The organism is Gorillibacterium timonense, from assembly GCF_001457415.1.
GTDB classification, from domain to species: Bacteria; Bacillota; Bacilli; order Paenibacillales; family NBRC-103111; genus Gorillibacterium; species Gorillibacterium timonense.
Map to the genome: position 1 here is coordinate 429,747 of NZ_LN881722.1, position 16,204 is coordinate 445,950.

The 16,204-nt window shown below is 52.2% G+C and carries 13 protein-coding genes; 10 read left to right on the forward strand and 3 right to left on the reverse strand.

The annotated features are described in order from the left end of the window. The first annotated feature begins 163 nt into the window (after positions 1-163). From BN2684_RS06440 to BN2684_RS06475, 8 genes are all read left to right on the forward strand, one after another. Entirely contained in the window at positions 164-2,917 is a 2,754-nt protein-coding gene (locus tag BN2684_RS06440) for an S-layer homology domain-containing protein (RefSeq protein WP_058301334.1), read from the forward strand. Positions 2,918-3,111: 194 nt separating this feature from the next. Next, positions 3,112-5,844: an S-layer homology domain-containing protein gene (locus BN2684_RS06445; protein WP_058301335.1), complete on the forward strand. Its 2,733-nt coding sequence runs from the start codon at positions 3,112-3,114 to the stop codon at positions 5,842-5,844. A 305-nt stretch (positions 5,845-6,149) separates the two neighbouring features. After that, complete coding sequence (locus BN2684_RS06450; protein ID WP_058301336.1) at positions 6,150-6,518, forward strand: helix-turn-helix domain-containing protein; 369 nt, start codon at positions 6,150-6,152, stop codon at positions 6,516-6,518. Positions 6,519-6,533: 15 nt separating this feature from the next. Continuing rightward, positions 6,534-7,364 (forward strand): hypothetical protein, encoded by an 831-nt coding sequence (locus tag BN2684_RS06455; RefSeq protein ID WP_058301337.1) that lies wholly within the window; start codon positions 6,534-6,536, stop codon positions 7,362-7,364. After that, the gene (locus BN2684_RS06460; protein ID WP_058301338.1) at positions 7,348-8,091 is read left to right on the forward strand and encodes a hypothetical protein; all 744 of its coding nucleotides are present in this window, start codon (positions 7,348-7,350) and stop codon (positions 8,089-8,091) included. The genes BN2684_RS06455 and BN2684_RS06460 overlap by 17 nt, the downstream gene beginning before the upstream one ends. Before the next feature lie 103 nt (positions 8,092-8,194). Then, positions 8,195-9,379, forward strand: coding sequence for an MFS transporter (locus BN2684_RS06465; RefSeq protein WP_058301339.1), 1,185 nt, complete (start codon positions 8,195-8,197; stop codon positions 9,377-9,379). Positions 9,380-9,476: 97 nt separating this feature from the next. Then, a complete protein-coding gene (locus BN2684_RS06470) occupies positions 9,477-9,899 on the forward strand; it encodes a hypothetical protein (protein ID WP_058301340.1) in 423 nt (140 codons plus the stop codon). Further along, on the forward strand, positions 9,896-10,111 hold the full coding sequence (locus tag BN2684_RS06475) for a hypothetical protein (protein ID WP_058301341.1): 216 nt from the start codon (positions 9,896-9,898) through the stop codon (positions 10,109-10,111). Before BN2684_RS06470 ends, BN2684_RS06475 begins: the two co-directional genes overlap by 4 nt. Before the next feature lie 121 nt (positions 10,112-10,232). On the opposite strand, the gene BN2684_RS06480 is transcribed toward BN2684_RS06475, so the two are convergent. Then, positions 10,233-11,360, reverse strand: a complete 1,128-nt coding sequence (locus BN2684_RS06480; protein WP_058301342.1) for a glycosyltransferase family 2 protein — start codon at positions 11,358-11,360, stop codon at positions 10,233-10,235. Between the two features lie 78 nt (positions 11,361-11,438). Between BN2684_RS06480 and BN2684_RS06485 the strand changes: the two genes are divergently transcribed. Then, positions 11,439-12,572 carry a glycosyltransferase family protein gene (locus tag BN2684_RS06485; protein WP_058301343.1) on the forward strand — a complete coding sequence of 378 codons (1,134 nt, stop codon included), beginning with the start codon at positions 11,439-11,441 and terminating at the stop codon, positions 12,570-12,572. Positions 12,573-12,612: 40 nt separating this feature from the next. On the opposite strand, the gene BN2684_RS06490 is transcribed toward BN2684_RS06485, so the two are convergent. Together BN2684_RS06490 and BN2684_RS06495 are read right to left on the reverse strand one after the other, a co-directional pair. Beyond that, positions 12,613-13,626 (reverse strand): polysaccharide pyruvyl transferase family protein, encoded by a 1,014-nt coding sequence (locus tag BN2684_RS06490; RefSeq protein ID WP_058301344.1) that lies wholly within the window; start codon positions 13,624-13,626, stop codon positions 12,613-12,615. Further along, the gene (locus tag BN2684_RS06495) at positions 13,623-15,206 is read right to left on the reverse strand and encodes a glycosyltransferase (protein WP_058301345.1); all 1,584 of its coding nucleotides are present in this window, start codon (positions 15,204-15,206) and stop codon (positions 13,623-13,625) included. The genes BN2684_RS06490 and BN2684_RS06495 overlap by 4 nt, the downstream gene beginning before the upstream one ends. A 358-nt stretch (positions 15,207-15,564) precedes the next feature. Between BN2684_RS06495 and lepB the strand changes: the two genes are divergently transcribed. Continuing rightward, the gene (gene lepB, locus BN2684_RS06500) at positions 15,565-16,110 is read left to right on the forward strand and encodes a signal peptidase I (RefSeq protein ID WP_058301346.1); all 546 of its coding nucleotides are present in this window, start codon (positions 15,565-15,567) and stop codon (positions 16,108-16,110) included. Positions 16,111-16,204 lie beyond the last annotated feature (94 nt).

Consider the following 16,204-nt stretch of genomic DNA (forward strand, 5'->3'; position numbering starts at 1 on the left):
TGCTTTGTCGAATATGATAAAAATTAGTCATGGATAGGTCGAATTTACCATGGTATAATATGGGGGCATTTCCGCTCATTCACTTCTAGTAGAAAGGGGGATTCACCGTTACATAGCAAAATATGGCATCTGGCCATCATCAATATTTATTAGGGAGGATTCTATGAAGAACGTAATCGGACGAAAATTATTAACAGGTGCATTGGCGCTCACTTTGTCGTTGAGCCCGTTCGCTGGAGTAGCGGGCCATGCTGCGGCGGAATCAGCCGCCACGACGCAGGTGGCGACCGCTGACTTCGCGGATGTGGGGAAATCCTACGCAAAAACGGAGATCGAGGAATTGGTCAAACTCGGTATCCTGTCTGGCGACGGTTCGGGTCATTTCAACCCAACGGCAGGTTCGACCCGAGCTGAGATGGCAAAGGTGCTAACGCTGGCGCTTGGCTTGAAGCCGAATCCTGAAGCAGCAGCATCGTTCAAGGATATCCCGGCGAATGCATGGTACAAAGGCTATGTAGGTGCGATGGTCGCAGCAGGGATTACGAAGGGAACATCGACGACAAGTTTTTCGCCGAATGAGCAAGTATCGCGGGAAGCGCTGGCCGTATTCTACATAAGAGCCATGGGACTTGAGGAGTCAGCGCAAGCCCTGCAAGGGGAAGCTGCGTTCGCGGATGCGAACAAGATCTCGTCCTGGGCATTGCCGGCGGTTCGTCTCGCTGCGAAGCTGGGCTTCATTCAAGGCGTAGAGAAGGACGGAAAGCTGTACTTTGAGCCGGCTGCAAAGGCCGAACGGCAAGCGCTTGCGAAGCTGACGTACAGCTTCTACGTAAACAAGGATGAATACGTGGAACAAGCGGCAAAGATCGTGAAAGAGGAGACATCCCCCTCACCATCCGCTTCGGCAAGTCCGAGCGCCACGCCGACACCGAGCGCAACCCCGACTCCGGCTGGGGGAGGGGGAGGCGGCTATGTGCCTCCGGTGACGACACCGGAGCCGACGGCAACTCCGGCCCCGACGGAAACAGAAAAGCCAACCCCCGCCCCGACGATTGGAGAAGGGGATCCTTCGGTCAGCAAGCCGCATTATGTGTACAAATACGTAGCAAAAGGTTATTCGGTTTATGGGATGGTCGACGGATATGCTACTGTCCGGGTGTATTACAAGGGATCCCTCATTGCCGAAGAGAAATCCAAGTACTCGGGGCGATTCTCTATTTCTCTTTATCCAGTCAGGGAGCGGATCGTGGACGGAGTTTTGCAAATCACGTCGCAGCGACCTGGGGAGAATGAAAGTGTACCTTATACCCTTCCCGTGAGCGCTCCAGAATCTACTGAAAGTGGAACTACCGCGAAACCTCTCGTTGATCAAATCCATGCTGGAGATCTTATGATTACCGGGAAAGCGGCTCCCTACTCCACTATTTATATCCGGAACAGTGAAGATCGTCTTATTGGCGTAGGATCGGCAGATCATGGCGGAACTTTCGTGGTGCCCTTTTATGTCCATCCGTTGGAGAAAGAAATTGTTCGCGTGACATCGATTGAGGGGATGAAGGCGGAAAGCCCTGTTGAAGAAATAACGGTAGTAGCGACACCAGATGAGAAGACCCCGGCTCTCAGGCTCCCGCTTGAATCCTTCGTCTCGGGTCCTTTTATTTGGTTCAGCAACAGTGCGCCGGGAACCGTCTTTGAAATCGAGATAGACCACCGGGTGTTTACTCTGAATCAAACGGGTACCACCCTCGCTACGATAAACCCGCTCATTAAGCTTCAGGTCGGTGATAAGGTTCTTGTACGCGCGCAATTACCAGGAAAAGCAGCGACGGAGATTCGAGAATTTCCGGTTGTAGCTGCAACGGGCAAGACACCCATGCCTCAAGCAGGCACTCTTTATTACAACACCAGCGAACTGAAGGTTACCAAAGCCGCTGGTTCAATTCTCTATATAAAAAATGAGGCGGGTCAATTAGTCCAAAACCCGACTCTTATGGCTTCGGATACAGAGGTTACTATCGATTTTAACTATGAACTGAATCCAGGCGAAACCTACTATCTGTATGCCTTGATTCCTAATAAAGAAGAGAGCGATCCTCTCGTCTTAACGGTTCCCGCCGTAACCAAGAGAGTGGCTGAGCCTACGGTAAGCGAAACGGTCTACGAAGGGGCTACCAGCATCGATTTTAAGGCCGAGCCAGGTTCCAATGTGAGGGTTTACCTGATAAATCCAAGTGTCATCGAGTCGGGGAGATACAGTTGGACCCCAATGTATAACGAGAGCGGCAACTATCAATATTTCACGAGCAATCCGGTTGGGCTTGGTGATCTTTTCTTGATTGTCGCAGAAAAAGATGGGATGGAAGTAAGTAAAGCAACTTGGGTAAAAGTGATGCCTCTGCCGGAGAGTATGCCGCTATCAGTTGAACCGACCGTGGTAGGAAGCGTCTACGAAGGCGATCAAATGTTGAATTTGAAACTGGATAAATGGGACAAGTACCAGAGATATGTCATTTACGATGATCAAGGAAAGCTGCTGGTTTCGGGGAGAAGCCAGGTTTACAGCGAGCCGATCGCGAAAGGAACGAAGTCGTTAACGGTAACGGTACAAGAAAAGGATAAACGTCCCGTCACGGTCACCATTCCGGTCCTTCCGACTGTTGGTCGGACGGAAGGAGTCCATATTGAGAACGACAAATTTGTGGCAGGACCGAATAATTTGAAGCTAACGGCAAACAAAGGCGACCATATTTATGTCAGATGGAATAAGGTTCTTATGCTGTCATCGTATTATCGCGATTCTCTCACGCTTGATAGCCTCGATTTACATATGGCAAAACCAGGCGACATCATCACCATTTATGTAACGACGCCGGGTAAAGAAGCATTCGAGCAATCATTCGTCATTCAGGCACCGTAACTGCACAAGAAAAATACAAGCGCACCGAGGCTGCGGGTTCAAACTAGCAACTGCCAAGCTATTGGTGCGTAGGGCCTATGTCAAAGAGACTTTCCTCTCTGAGGAAGGAAAGTCTCTTTTGCAAGGACCCAGGGAATGAAAGCCTATTCAATCGCAGTAGCTTCATGATCAAATTAAACTTGGGAGGCAAGAGAATGAAGGGAAAAGCTCACAGAAAACTTACAGCAGGGCTATTAGCACTTGCTCTCGTCACTAGCCCGTTTGCCGGCACGACAACACGGGCGTTCGCGGACGGTGTAGGGACGACTGCCGCTGCGGCCAGTTTCTCCGATGTGGAAAAATCCTATGCCAAGACTGAAATTGAAGAGCTTGTGAAATTGGGCATTCTCTCTGGCGACGGTTCGGGTCATTTCAACCCAACGGCAGGTTCGACCCGAGCCGAGATGGCAAAGGTGCTGTCGCTGGCGCTTGGCTTGACGCCGAATCCTGAAGCAGCAGCATCGTTCAAGGATATCCCGGCGAATGCATGGTACAAAGGCTATGTAGGTGCGATGGTCGCAGCAGGGATTACGAAGGGAACATCGACGACAAGTTTTTCGCCGAATGAGCAAGTATCGCGGGAAGCGCTGGCCGTATTCTACATAAGAGCCATGGGACTTGAGGAGTCAGCCCAAGCCCTGCAAGGGGAAGCTGCGTTCGCGGATGCGAACAAGATCTCGTCCTGGGCATTGCCGGCGGTTCGTCTCGCCGCGAAGCTGGGCTTCATTCAAGGCGTTGAGAAGGACGGAAAGCTTTACTTTGAGCCGGCAGCCAAAGCCGAACGGCAAGCGCTTGCGAAGCTGACATACAGCTTCTACGTAAACAAGGATGAATACGTGGAACAAGCGGTAAAGATCGTGAAGGAGGAGACGTCCCCCTCACCATCCGCTTCGGCAAGTCCGAGCGCCACGCCGACACCGAGTGCAACCCCGACTCCGGCTGGGGGAGGGGGAGGCGGCTATGTGCCCCCCGTGACGACGCCTGAGCCGACAGCCACGCCGACTCCGACCGCGGCCCCGACGCAAGGGCCTGGCGATGCCACGGTGAATGTACCGTATTTTGCAGAGCAATACTTGGCAGGTTCTACTTACGTCAGAGGCCTTGCTGATGGACATGCGACGATCCGGGTTTATTACAACAAGGAACTGTTGGGAGAGGGCGAATCGGATTATAACGGGATTTTTAACGTTAATCTCAACAGTGAGAAAGTACAGTTCATTGATTCCGGTTCTCTAGCCGTCACAGCACAAAGAGACGGCGGGAATGAAAGTGGATCCTTGAGTATTCCGATTCTCGGAGGCACAGGAAGCGAAGTAGAAAAAGCACCTGCCCCGGTTGTATCCGATGTCCATGCTGGCGATTTCTTGCTAACAGGGACTTCAGTGGGATATGCTTCCTTAAGTGTTGAGGATGACCATGGAAACTCCATCGGATATGGCTTTGCCGAAGAAGACGGGGGTTTCCGCGCCGTTATCTATAGCGATATTAAAGAGGGAGATACTTTCCAAATTATTGCCACTGCCTTTGGAATGAGAGCCAGCGATCCGGCTAAGGTTGTCGTGAAAGCTCCTCTGACCGATAAAGGGCCTGATGATTTCCTGCTGGGTACGGTCTATGAAGGTCCAACTTATTTGAACTTGCCAGAGCTTGAAGGTTTGAGCTATCTTGTTAAGACTCCCAATCTCTATACATGGGTAAGAGAGGGCGGGCTCTTCTACCAGCCTTACGCCTATTTAAAGGCAGGCGAGACGGTTAGGGTTTTCGCGCAACAATCAGGAAAAGCTCCTGTCGTCAAGCAAGTGACGGTTGTAGCTGCCAGCGATAAAACGGAAACTCCGTCCACGAAAAACACAATTACCTTCAATGCAACAAGCATTCAAGTAGATACGGTGAAGAATGCCGCGCTGTACATGACCAACGAGGATGGAACAAGCTACTTTGGCTATAGCGCTGAAGGCGATGCACAGCGTACGGTTAGCATTAATTCGTACAGATCGCTCAAACCGGGTTCCAAGGTGAAATTGTATGCTTACGTTCCGGGTAAACAGTTGAGCGATCCCTTCGTCATTCAAGTTGCTTCATTGCCAGAAAATCGTGCAGCCCAGGCTACGGTAACCCAAACGGTTTATGAAGACGACTATACGTTGTCTGCTCAAGTGGAAGAAGGAAGCAAGGTAACCGTTTATCATCTTGGCTCCGAGCCGATAACGAGTACTTATGGGCCTTCTTACCCTGCTGTGGACGGAGTTGTTAATATTAGACTCTATGGGCCGCAAGCAGGGGACAAGCTGATCCTCGTGACCCAGAAAGATGGGTACGAATCGAGTATCCCACTTGTGATCGAGGTACAGGCGTATACAGAGCTGTCTACGATTCCAACCGTAACGGGAACCGTGTACGAAGGGGATTTTTACCTTCCGATCGATGCATCCAACACCTCACTAAGAGTCTATGATGATCAGGGTAATCAGCTCGGATCTTATACTACTGGTAAAAACAGCATAAGAATGCCCCTGTCAGTGCCGGTTCCTGTAGGGAGCAAATCGATCAAAGTGGTCGCGCGGGAGGAGGGAAAGCGCGCTGTGGAAATTGAGATTCCTGTGGTAGAGAACAGCGGGCAAACCAATCCGGTTGCTTTAATTGAATCGAGTAAAATCTATCCTGGGGATGCCACTATTACAATTGAAACACAACCTGGTGATGATCTTTTATTTGCTTGGGGCTCCAAAAAGCTTATGTCACACGCAGTTGAAGGGGGTAAAATGACTATCCGGTTAGGCGGGGACGCTTACTATGACTTTAAACAAGGTGATGTCATTCGCATCACGGTAAAGTCTCGTGGCAAAGCTGCCGCAACCCTTGATGTAACCGTTAAAGCCCGCCCTTGATGCGGCGCTGAATGGTCAAGAAACGTACACGTTAGCGGGAGGGTGTCCAAAAGTCATCGTATATGACTCAAGGAACCCTCTCTTTTCATTTCGTCAAACTAAAGAAACCACTCTTTGGTAAAATGGAAGTGCGACCCACCCTCTTAGGCAAAGGACGGTTTCTTTTGAACATGCTCCAAATGAAGGGAATATCCTATTACCTGTTGGTACATACTATGTAGTGATTTTACAATGTAAAAATTTATTTTACATCCCTTTGTTTGATACCATATAATAAAGCAAGATACAGGAGAGAGGTGTGAAAAATGCACTACGACTATTATGAATACCGTGATCTGATCGCTCAGAACTTAATTTCTTTTTTGAAACAGCGTGGCTACTCCAAGTTATCCTTTTCAAAGTTGACTGACATTTCACGTCCAACGATTGATCAAATTTTAAAAGGTGAAAGTCCAAGCCCAAAACAATATCACACTCAGATCACAAAAATTAATGAGACGTTCCAATTACCAGACGATTACTTCATTGTTTTTCAGGATGAACCCACGACAACTTCGCGTTACGCGTACGCTTACTCTGACCATGGTCGAGATGCAGATAAAAGTCCTAAAACGATGGAGCTTCTCAATGCTCTGGATGATATTCTGGACGTTTATTCCCTTTATTTGAAGTAAGGAGGGGCTTGTTTCATGCGAATCACCAGCGATAACTTGGATCAAACGATCCGCATAAATGAACAAATTGCAGACCAGATTGTAGATCACATTCACTTCATTGAAAAACGTTTAATCAAATGGCAGTCCCTTCCGATTGAGGAGCAAGCTTTTGAAATCCTAAAGGAACAAAACTTGATAGAAGTGCCGATACCTGACGAAAATTGGGGTGGCGCAATTCGAAAGTTTGCAAATAACAAGATGGTTCCCATCATTAATACGTATCAACCACGTTTGTATCAATACTTCATTTACTGGCATGAAATTTATCATTTGACTGAACGTGAAGAGATGCAAACTGTGCATAAAAATGGTTACGAGATCATAACTGAGTTTGATCTTAATGAGCGCAAAGCAGATTACTTTGCAAGCCAAATGATCTTTGGTAGAACGGATCTATACGACTTCTTTCACTCATTAAACACGAATGATTTCATTGAGCGAATTGCGCATTGTATGAAGTCCTTTAAAGCCCCTTACAAAGCGATCTTGATTGAATTGTATCAGGTCGCCAAGAAGAATAATCACACTCAACTGCAGGGTGATATCAAGAAGCATTTTGATTTACGTCTTAAACCAACGGAGTGGGAAATTGTTTTTCAAGAAAATGGGTTGGATGATTCTTTAATTAAGCCTTCATACGTGACAAATATGAATGCGATCATCAAAACAATCCAGGAAGAAATCAAAAAGCATCCCGATGTCCAGTTCTACAAAGACAATTTAAATTTAATAAAGGAATGGGAGCTAAAGTACAAAAACGTTCAGCGTGAAGCCAAAGGAGCAGAGGATGGGCAACTATCGTGACCTAAGTCAGACATTACGGGGAATGACTGGGGCAAAGATATTGATTTTGGATACTAACAACATCCAGTTTTACTATCAGCACGAGACAGTATTGCCGAAGTCAGAAATTTTTACCCCATATGATCTTATTCTTATTCCAGGTTGGGTTCAAAATGAATTCGGCCATCACGCTGGGAAGTCAGCATATGTTTACTCCATTCCTAAACCCGTAATTATTATTGATGAGGCTGAGGATTATTTTGAGATGATCGGATATAATGATGAGCGACTAATGGAGATATATCGACTTGCCTCCACTGGTCTTGGTAAAGCATTACGTTTTATTCACATCTGTAAAAAAGATCATCAAATTCTACCTGATACATGGATTGATGATTTTTATGATCAGGGTTTTGAGACAAAGCAAATGCCATCAGGACTAATCACAAAGAAGAATGCTGGGGAAGTTTCAATTGTTACTCTGTGCTTCTTGTTGCTGTCTCACTTTAGCCATCATATTGCATCTATTTCTTTAGCGTCCAGTGATCATGGTACTTACCATCTAAAAGACAAGGTGCTTAGCGAAGCCAATTCACCTTTGTTACATCTTGGCATTTCGCAAGCGCCGCCAATCTCTTTTCAAAGTACGGACGTCGTAATCTACAATGCAGTAAAGACGGGTCTAATCCAGCCTCATCAAATTCATACTTTACGAAATCATACACAAGAGCGGTCGGTGATTTATTAGGTAATGGGTATGATGAGTCGCTGGAGTTCCGCTCAAACGCAGGATATAGTGAAGGACAAGGCATTCGCACAGGGTTCACTACATAGAAAAGGGAGGAACTACCATGAATTCACCCGCGAAGCCGACTTATCGCAAAGTGTTCTGGTCAGCCGGATTCGGCTGGCTGTTCGATGCGCTGGATGTCGGGCTTTTGTCGTTTATTCTCGTTCAGCTCACAACGGAGTGGGGGCTAACTCCTGCGGAGAAAGGCCTCCTCGGTACCGTCACGACAGCCGGGATGGCCATCGGCGCGCCGCTTGGCGGCTATTTGGCCGATAGGCTGGGCCGGAGGCCGATCTTCCTCCTCACCTTAATCTTGTTTGGCGCGGCGAGCTTGACCAGCGCGTTCTCGCCAGGGCTCGGGTTTATGATGGCATGCCGCCTTGTGATGGGAATCGGTCTTGGGGCGGAGCTGCCGGTGGCCTCGACGCTCGTGAATGAGCTCGCTCCCCCGGACAAGAAGGGGCGCACCGTCGTACTGTTGGAAAGCTTCTGGGCCGGAGGCTGGATGGCCGCCGCCATTCTTGCCTATTTCGTCATGCCGGATTACGGCTGGCGGGCTGCGGTGCTCGTCGGCTCGCTGCCGGTCATTTACGCCATCTTTATCCGCCGGAACATCCCGGAGACCCGACCTTCGAAGACGAGCAGCAAGGTGCCGCTCGCTACGATCTTTCGGGAATATCGCCGCCAGACTGCTGTGCTCTGGACGGTATGGTTCGCCGTCGCCTTTTCCTACTACGGCATGTTCCTGTGGATTCCCTCCGTCCTCGTCGGCAAGGGCTTTACGATGATTAACAGCTTTAAATACGTGATGCTGATGACGCTTGCCCAGCTCCCTGGATATTTTGCTGCCGCGTGGCTCGTCGAACGGTGGGGACGCCGGCCAACGCTTGCGCTGTTTCTCGCGTTTACCGCCGTTTGCGCCGCCTTCTTCGGGGCCAGTACCAGCACGGCGGCGCTGCTCACTTGGGGGGCTCTGCTGTCCTTCTTCAACTTGGGAGCCTGGGGGGCGCTCTATGCCTACACCCCGGAAAACTATCCTGATGAGGTCCGGGCATCGGGAGCGGGCTTTGCCTCCGGCTTTGGCCGCATCGGCAGCGCCATCGCCCCGTATTTGGTGGGGATCTTAGTGTCTCGCCACTATTCCTATGAGGTTATCTTCGGTATCTTCGCGGTGGTTCTGATCCTTGGGGTTGCCGCTTTGGTCGGTTTTGGTCGGGAAACGCGCGAACCGTCACGTTCGGCTTAACCCGCTTGAAGAAAGGGCGAATGAATGAATCGGTCTGCCGTTTCTCCCTTCCTTTTCTATCCATAGAATAGGGTAGATTGGCCAAAGGAGGGATCTGGTGGGGAAAGGTACACGAGAAGAGAGCGGCAAAAGCCAAACGGGGCTGCAGCCTGTCCAAACACGAAAATTTTTGCAGAATTTCTTCAGTTGGCAGGCACAAGTCAACCACCGCTTAGACGTGGCGGAAGGTAAAATCCGTCGACAATGCCTCCGTCTGAAGGAGGCTTTCGCGCGCATCCGCAAGCTGGAGCAGGAAGTCGAAGAGCTTACTTCATGGGATGCGCTGTACCGGCTTTTTTCCGATAAGACGCGTCAGGACTGGACGATCTATACGGAAGCCGGGCCGCTGGATGGAAAGGTTATGACCGCTGGCGAGGACTACGTTCGGATATGGGAAGCTACCGGCGACGAGGTCTTCCTGCCTTATGCGCAGATTGAAGCGGTGTCCCTTCCGGGCAAAGAAGGAGGCGGATGGTCATGAGCCAGCCCGCAAGACTGGAAGCGGCCCTGAAGGAACGGATCGGCAGAGAGATCGAGGTGTTTTTGCCGAACCAGTATTACGAAGGGATTTTGATGAGGGTCGAGAACGGTCTGATCAACTGTTACTCCGATACGGGTGGGTACGACTCTTCTGGAATTACGTTCATCATCCCTTTGAATTCCATTCAGTATGTGCGCATATTGCCCAAGTGAACCCTATTTTAAGCAGAAGACCGCTTTCCGCCGGTAGTGGCGGTAGGCGGTCTTTGTCGTTCTTTTCAGGAAGAAACGTTGAAGACGATGAAAAGCGGCGAAAAAGCGGCGGGGAAGCTCGCTAGCTGAGCAGGTTTTCCAGCCAGTTGCTCCACTCGGGGTAGCGACTTTTGTTCCTCTGGCTGGTGCTGGAGCTTCGCAGCCGTCGATCATATAACGGCAGAGAAATAGCGGTGAGCGGCGCATTCGCGTGAAGCAGACGGGCGAGCAGCTGCACATCCTCGAACAGGCGCCCTCCGCTCGGATCGTCCGTCAGCCATCCGCCCAGGCGATGCAGCGCCTCCGTCCGATACATGCGGGGAGCAATGACTTCCGCTCGCTGCATAAGATTCCTCCATCCCTTGTCAACAAGGGAAGTGGGATGAGATTCCCGCTCGTACAGGAGTTCGCCGCGAGAGGTTTCCCTCCATACCCGATGGCCGGCGAGGATGGCTTGCGGAGACGGCTCCGGCGTATTTCCCGTCCCAGACTCACACTCACCGGCGGCTTCCAGCAGCTTTTCTAGAGTGAGAGGCGGTAGCCAGTCGTCGGCATCGAGCTCGAGAAACCAGGCTCCTGCCGCCAGAGGAAGAACCGCGTTCAGAGCGTGGGCCTTGCCGCGATTGGGGGCAAGCCGGATCAAGCGCACGCGCGGATCGACCGGCAGAAGAGAGGAAGAGGGCAGAAGCTCTTCCTCCGAGCCGTCATCCACGATGAGCAGCTCCCAATCGGGAACCGACTGCTGAAGCACCGAGTATACTGCCCAGGGAAGGCGGCGGGAGTCGTTATAGGTGCACAGGACGACACTGACCGTGGGTTTCCTGTCAAGGACAGGCCTGCTGATTCCAGCTTTGCTATCCATGGCGTTTCCCCGTTCCCGAAGGAGCGTGGACAGCACCGGGATGATCCACTCCGGCAAGGGAATCTGATCGAGTAAAACCGCTTCGAAGGGAGTCAACGCTTCGAGATCATCTCTTTGCACGAGAAGGGAGGGCGAAGCGACAGAACCCGAATGCGAGAAGCGAGTGCCCGCATAGACTAGAAGAAGCGGCTCATCATCCTGCGCGATAAGGGTTTGGAGGGTTCGAAGGGTGTTGCCGGTCGTACCTTGCTTCAAACGTTCCACCCGCGAGAAGCCACCGAGCCTGCTGGCTTCTCTTTCCGTACCGTAACCGGCATCCGTTCGAGTTTGAATGATTGCCAGCTTCACATGCGTTTCCCCCTCTCAGGCAACACCACCGTCCATTTGACTGAAAACAAGATCACATGTAAGGGAGAGGAGGCTGCCATGAGCTTGATCTTGTATCCGGCTCCGTTCGACTTTCATTGGATGAAGCAGCGCCCGCAGCAGCTTCTGCTCCGTTTGGCACGGCTCGGCCACACGGTCTATTACTGCAACAAGAGCGAGCAGGAGCGGCCTGTGGAGGAGGTAGAGCCGGGATTCTATATCATCCATCAAACGAAGCGCTGGCTGCAGGAGGAATGGCCGCTCCTGCGAAAAAACTCCGGTCAAGCTGCCGGAGTCTGGTGTTCTTACCCGCTCGCCAAAAGGGAGTGGGCGTTATGGTCATCCGATTGGGTCATCTACGATTGCGTCGATGATTATGCGCCTTGGAGAGAAGCTGAGCTGGACACTCTCCAACGAGCGGGAGTTGTAGTGTGCGCTTCGGAGCGATTGACGGAGCGGATGCTTCGGCTCACGCAGAAGAAACCGGTTGTCACGATCCGCAACGGGTATGACACCGGCATGGGGCTGCATCGGGTTGATGCGAAGCCGGAACCCACACCGTTCGCAGCAGTTGAGCCGGGGTGGCAGCCGCAGGGCTCTATCGACAACGAATGCGGTCAAGCAGAACACCATTTCCCAGGAAATGTCGTTTTCTCTCCCGTTGCGGGTTATATCGGGGCTTGGGCTCCATGGGTGGACGAAGCCCTGCTCCGCCGCTGCCGAAAGGAAATCGCCGGCGACTGGTCGCTCGAGATCATCGGCCCGGAGTTTGGGCGCGCTTTTCCGACCGGAGTCGGTCCAGAAGGCGGCGAAGCCTCTTCTGGCTGGCGCTTTCACGGAATGTTGCCTCATGCGGATCTGCCGGAGCGGATCCGCTCCTTCTCTGTAGGGCTCATTCCGTTTCGCAGGATTCCGGTTGCCCTCGCTGCAAGTCCGGTCAAGGCTTACGAATACTTGGCCGCTGGTCTGCCGGTTGTCACGACAGATCTGCCGGAATGCCGGACGATGGCGCCGCATGTGGATGTGGCGGTGTCCACCGCTGACTTCATCCGCCTGCTGCAAGTAAGGCTCAATAATCCGGGTAGCAAGGAGGACCGTAGTGCCCGCATCCGGTATGCGTTGGAGCATACGTGGGAACGGCGCGCCGAACAAGCGGATCGGCTCATCCGCAGCCTGGAGAGCGGCAGCCTGTAGCATCTGGCAGCCCCCATACAAAGCTTGGGGTTGAAGCGTACTAGTTCTTTTCAAGCTCTACTTCCATCTCTCGTCGAAGCTCGACAAGGGCGGTCTCTGCCTCCCGTTCGGTTTGACGGATGAGGGGCTCTGCTGCTGCAAATCGTTCTTTTCCCTCTCTGAGCAATCGTCGAAGACCCTCTTCGAGCGCGTCCTCCTTCTTCTCATCGGTTTGCAGGAAGTCCTGGAGTCCGAAGCGGCTGAGCAGGCTGCTGACTTTGCCTTGCTTGCTGACGCAAAACGTTGGAACAAGCCCCCTCAAGGCGGCGAGCGCCGGATGCAGCTTGAAGCTGATCAGGTAATCACAGCTCTGAATGACGCTGTATACAAGCTCTAGCTCATATTCCGGTTTAAAGATAGCTACGGAAGCTTGGGGAGCACCTGCAAGTAGGTGTTCCGTCAAATCCTTGCAGACCTTGTAGTCGGTGTAAGGGTTCACACTGTGATTTACCACGGGAATGAGCAGAATGTGATAGCCCTCGGAGGAAACTTTCCCGAGTATAGAGGCTAAACGAGCAGCTGGAAGATCGGGGTAAGCGTGAACGCATACTCCGATGGTCGGCAGCCTGGAGGGACGATGAAGCGGCAGCCCGGGAGAACGATAAGCGAAGACCGGATCGGGCACAGTGTCAATCCGCGAATGCAAGCCTATGCGTCGTGCGATGGCAGCGGAACGTTCATCCCGTAAGTACAGCCCCTGGGTACCTCGAAGAAACCTCCGGTACTTTTCCACTTCGCTATCCGGCCAAGTCGACTCCGGGTAAGCATCGACAATCCCCACGCCATATACCCAGGCGGGCTTTGCTTGGAGCTTGGCAGGGAAGTAATAGGAATTGAAGGAGTAAGGGGTAATGAGATCTCCGCCGCCGATCAGAACCGCATCCACACCTTCCGGGTCGAAGGATGGATGCCAAGCGACAACCTGGTGTCCGGCCAATTGTTGACGAAAGGTAAGGAGAAACAGCTCATCGCCGAAATTGCCCATCCCGTAATATCCGCATACTCCGATTTTCATAACGATTCCTCCTCTTGTCCGCTGTCCTTCAGCAGAAAGGTTAACCGGGGACGGTCCAATCGATAGGGACGAGTGATCCGGCTGGCCAGCTTGATCAGAAACCGCCCGTTCTCCGGAAGACTCGATAGATATGGCGTCAGGTCAAGGGCTAAGGAGTCGTCGATGCTTCGCTTTAGCGACATGTCGGCAAGCGGTCGGCATTCGGGCTTCGTCCGATCCGTAAGCCGTTCCAGCGGAACGCTCGGCTTCGCTACCGAGAGCTCCATGAGGGGAAGCGCGTCAGGTACGCCTCCCGGTGGGACATGGGCATCAAATTCCAAGTAAACGCGAAGCGGAGATCCCGGGAACAATCGGGTGTCCACAGAGAGGAAGGTCTCGTATACACCACCTGCTGGACAGCCGACATAAGGCGGATCTTGAAGGAGACATTTGTCAGGGTAGTAGGAATTGACCGTCCGGAAGCGAAGCGGCAGCTGCTTGGTCCAGTACTTCTCCCATTCAGCGACAGGAAGGGAACCGGCCGCTTCGTTCTTCCAATCGGGAAAATGGTCGCCAAGCGCTTCTGAAATCGTCTTGAACCGCTCCTCCCAAGAGAACTGACGGGACCAAACGGACCGCTCCACATTCCTATCTGCCGACTCTAGGCAGGCCTCTTCCACTCTGAGGGCAAATTCATCCCGGTCATGGGCGATGAACACAGAGGGCTGCAAGGGAAGCACTTCAGGCAGAGGAGAGGAGACGACAGGCTTGCCTGCCGCCAAATATTCGTAGACCTTGACCGGATTGGTGCTCATCGTAATCCGGTTCAGGTGAAACGGAATGACGCAGACCCGAGTCATACGGAGCAGAGCGGGAAGCTCCTCATATCTTCGGTAGCCCAGCATCACCACGTTGGGCCCAAGTGGACCGGTGTCCTCCCGCAAGGTCGGCCCGGCGATATAGAACAGCGCATCCGGCATGGCCGCGCTAGCCGCGCGAATCCAATCCTCGTTCACCCACGGGGCCCAAGCTCCAATGTAACCGATCACGGGGCCGGAGTGCCCAGCGATCCTCTGCCAGGCGGAGTCCGCCTCCGCTTTTGCCGCCCCTGTCCTTGTACCGCTTTCGCTGCTGCCTTCGGCAAAATGCTCGTAATCACAGCCGTTTGGAACGAGGTAAATGGGCTTATTCGGGAGCAATTGGCGCATTTTCGTTTCCAGATGGGAGGCCGTACAGATGATCAGATCCGCGCTTGCCGCAAACTGCCGTTCTTCCTCCTCCCAATCAGGAAAGTCATCCACGCAATCATAGACGACACGATCAACGCCGAGTGTGCGGGCATGGGGGAGCTTTCGGCTCCAGGAGGTCCAGTACAACCTCCCTTCGGTAGGCAGGAGGGGCAGCAGCTCATCGACAAACGCGAGAGAATGACGGATCACCGCGATTCCCGGCTCGGGAAATTCGACAACCCGCCCCTCTTGGGCCGACTTGTTATAGAACATGATCGAATGCCCGTTTCTGGCGAATTGTCTCATGACTTGCTGGGGACGCTGTACCATATAGGACCAGTCCAAGGTCGGCGGGTAGATGATCGTTCCCATGTTCACACTCCTTTCACGATAGTACGCTGTCAGCCCTAATCGTGTGGATATGAAATTCTGTCAATGAGCAGCAGATAGAGTGCAGAAACCACCGTTATTGAGCTGACAGGCGTACCGGGTCTGTTCGAGACGCACGGATGCGCCGGACCGGATGGTTTTATTGTATGGCCGAGAGAAGGAGAAGGGAGCGGCCTTCTTCCCGCATAACGGCCTCATTTCGGCAGTTTCGGTGTCTAGAAAAGGAACAGGAGTTGTTTAACCTGAAAGGCAAACGGGTATGAAAGGGTAATAGCGAGAGTCTCGAAGCAAGACGGCAAGAAACGGCTCGATATCCGGTGGTTTGTAAGGAGGGATGGACATGCATTCGTCCAGATGGCGTAAAAGTTTGTTAGCCTGCACAGCGGCGGCTGTGTTGGTTGGCGTTGGCCTGAAAACCTATGTGGCGGAAGGGGTCGTCGTTCCTTCCGGCTCCATGCTGCCGACGATCCAGGTGAACGACCGTTTTCTCATTGAAAAGCTCGTGCCTCTGACCCGCTTCGAATTCGGCGATATCATCGTCTTTCATCCTCCGCTCGCGGACCGAGAGGACGAGCGCTTCATCAAGCGGCTGATCGGACTCCCTGGAGACACGATCGAGGTGAGAGACGGTTACTTATATCGGAATGAAGAGAAGCTCATTGAGCCGTACATACAGGAAAAGATGGACTATTCCTTCGGCCCTATAACCGTACCTGCAGGCCATTATCTGGTGCTTGGCGATAATCGCAATGTCAGCCTCGACTCCCATCTGTGGGACGATCCGTTTGTTCCGCAGAATCAGCTTATTGGAAAAGTCGTGTGTCGGTTCTATCCGTTCGAAGATTTTTCCACGATGAAGACGGCGAGCGCGACCTTGGGTCCGTAAGAACCGAGTGGACCGAAAACTTTGACGTAGGCATGTGTGAAGTGGAGAGGGAAAGGGTAAGGTAAAGGTACATGGGGCTTGTTAAGTAGACCCA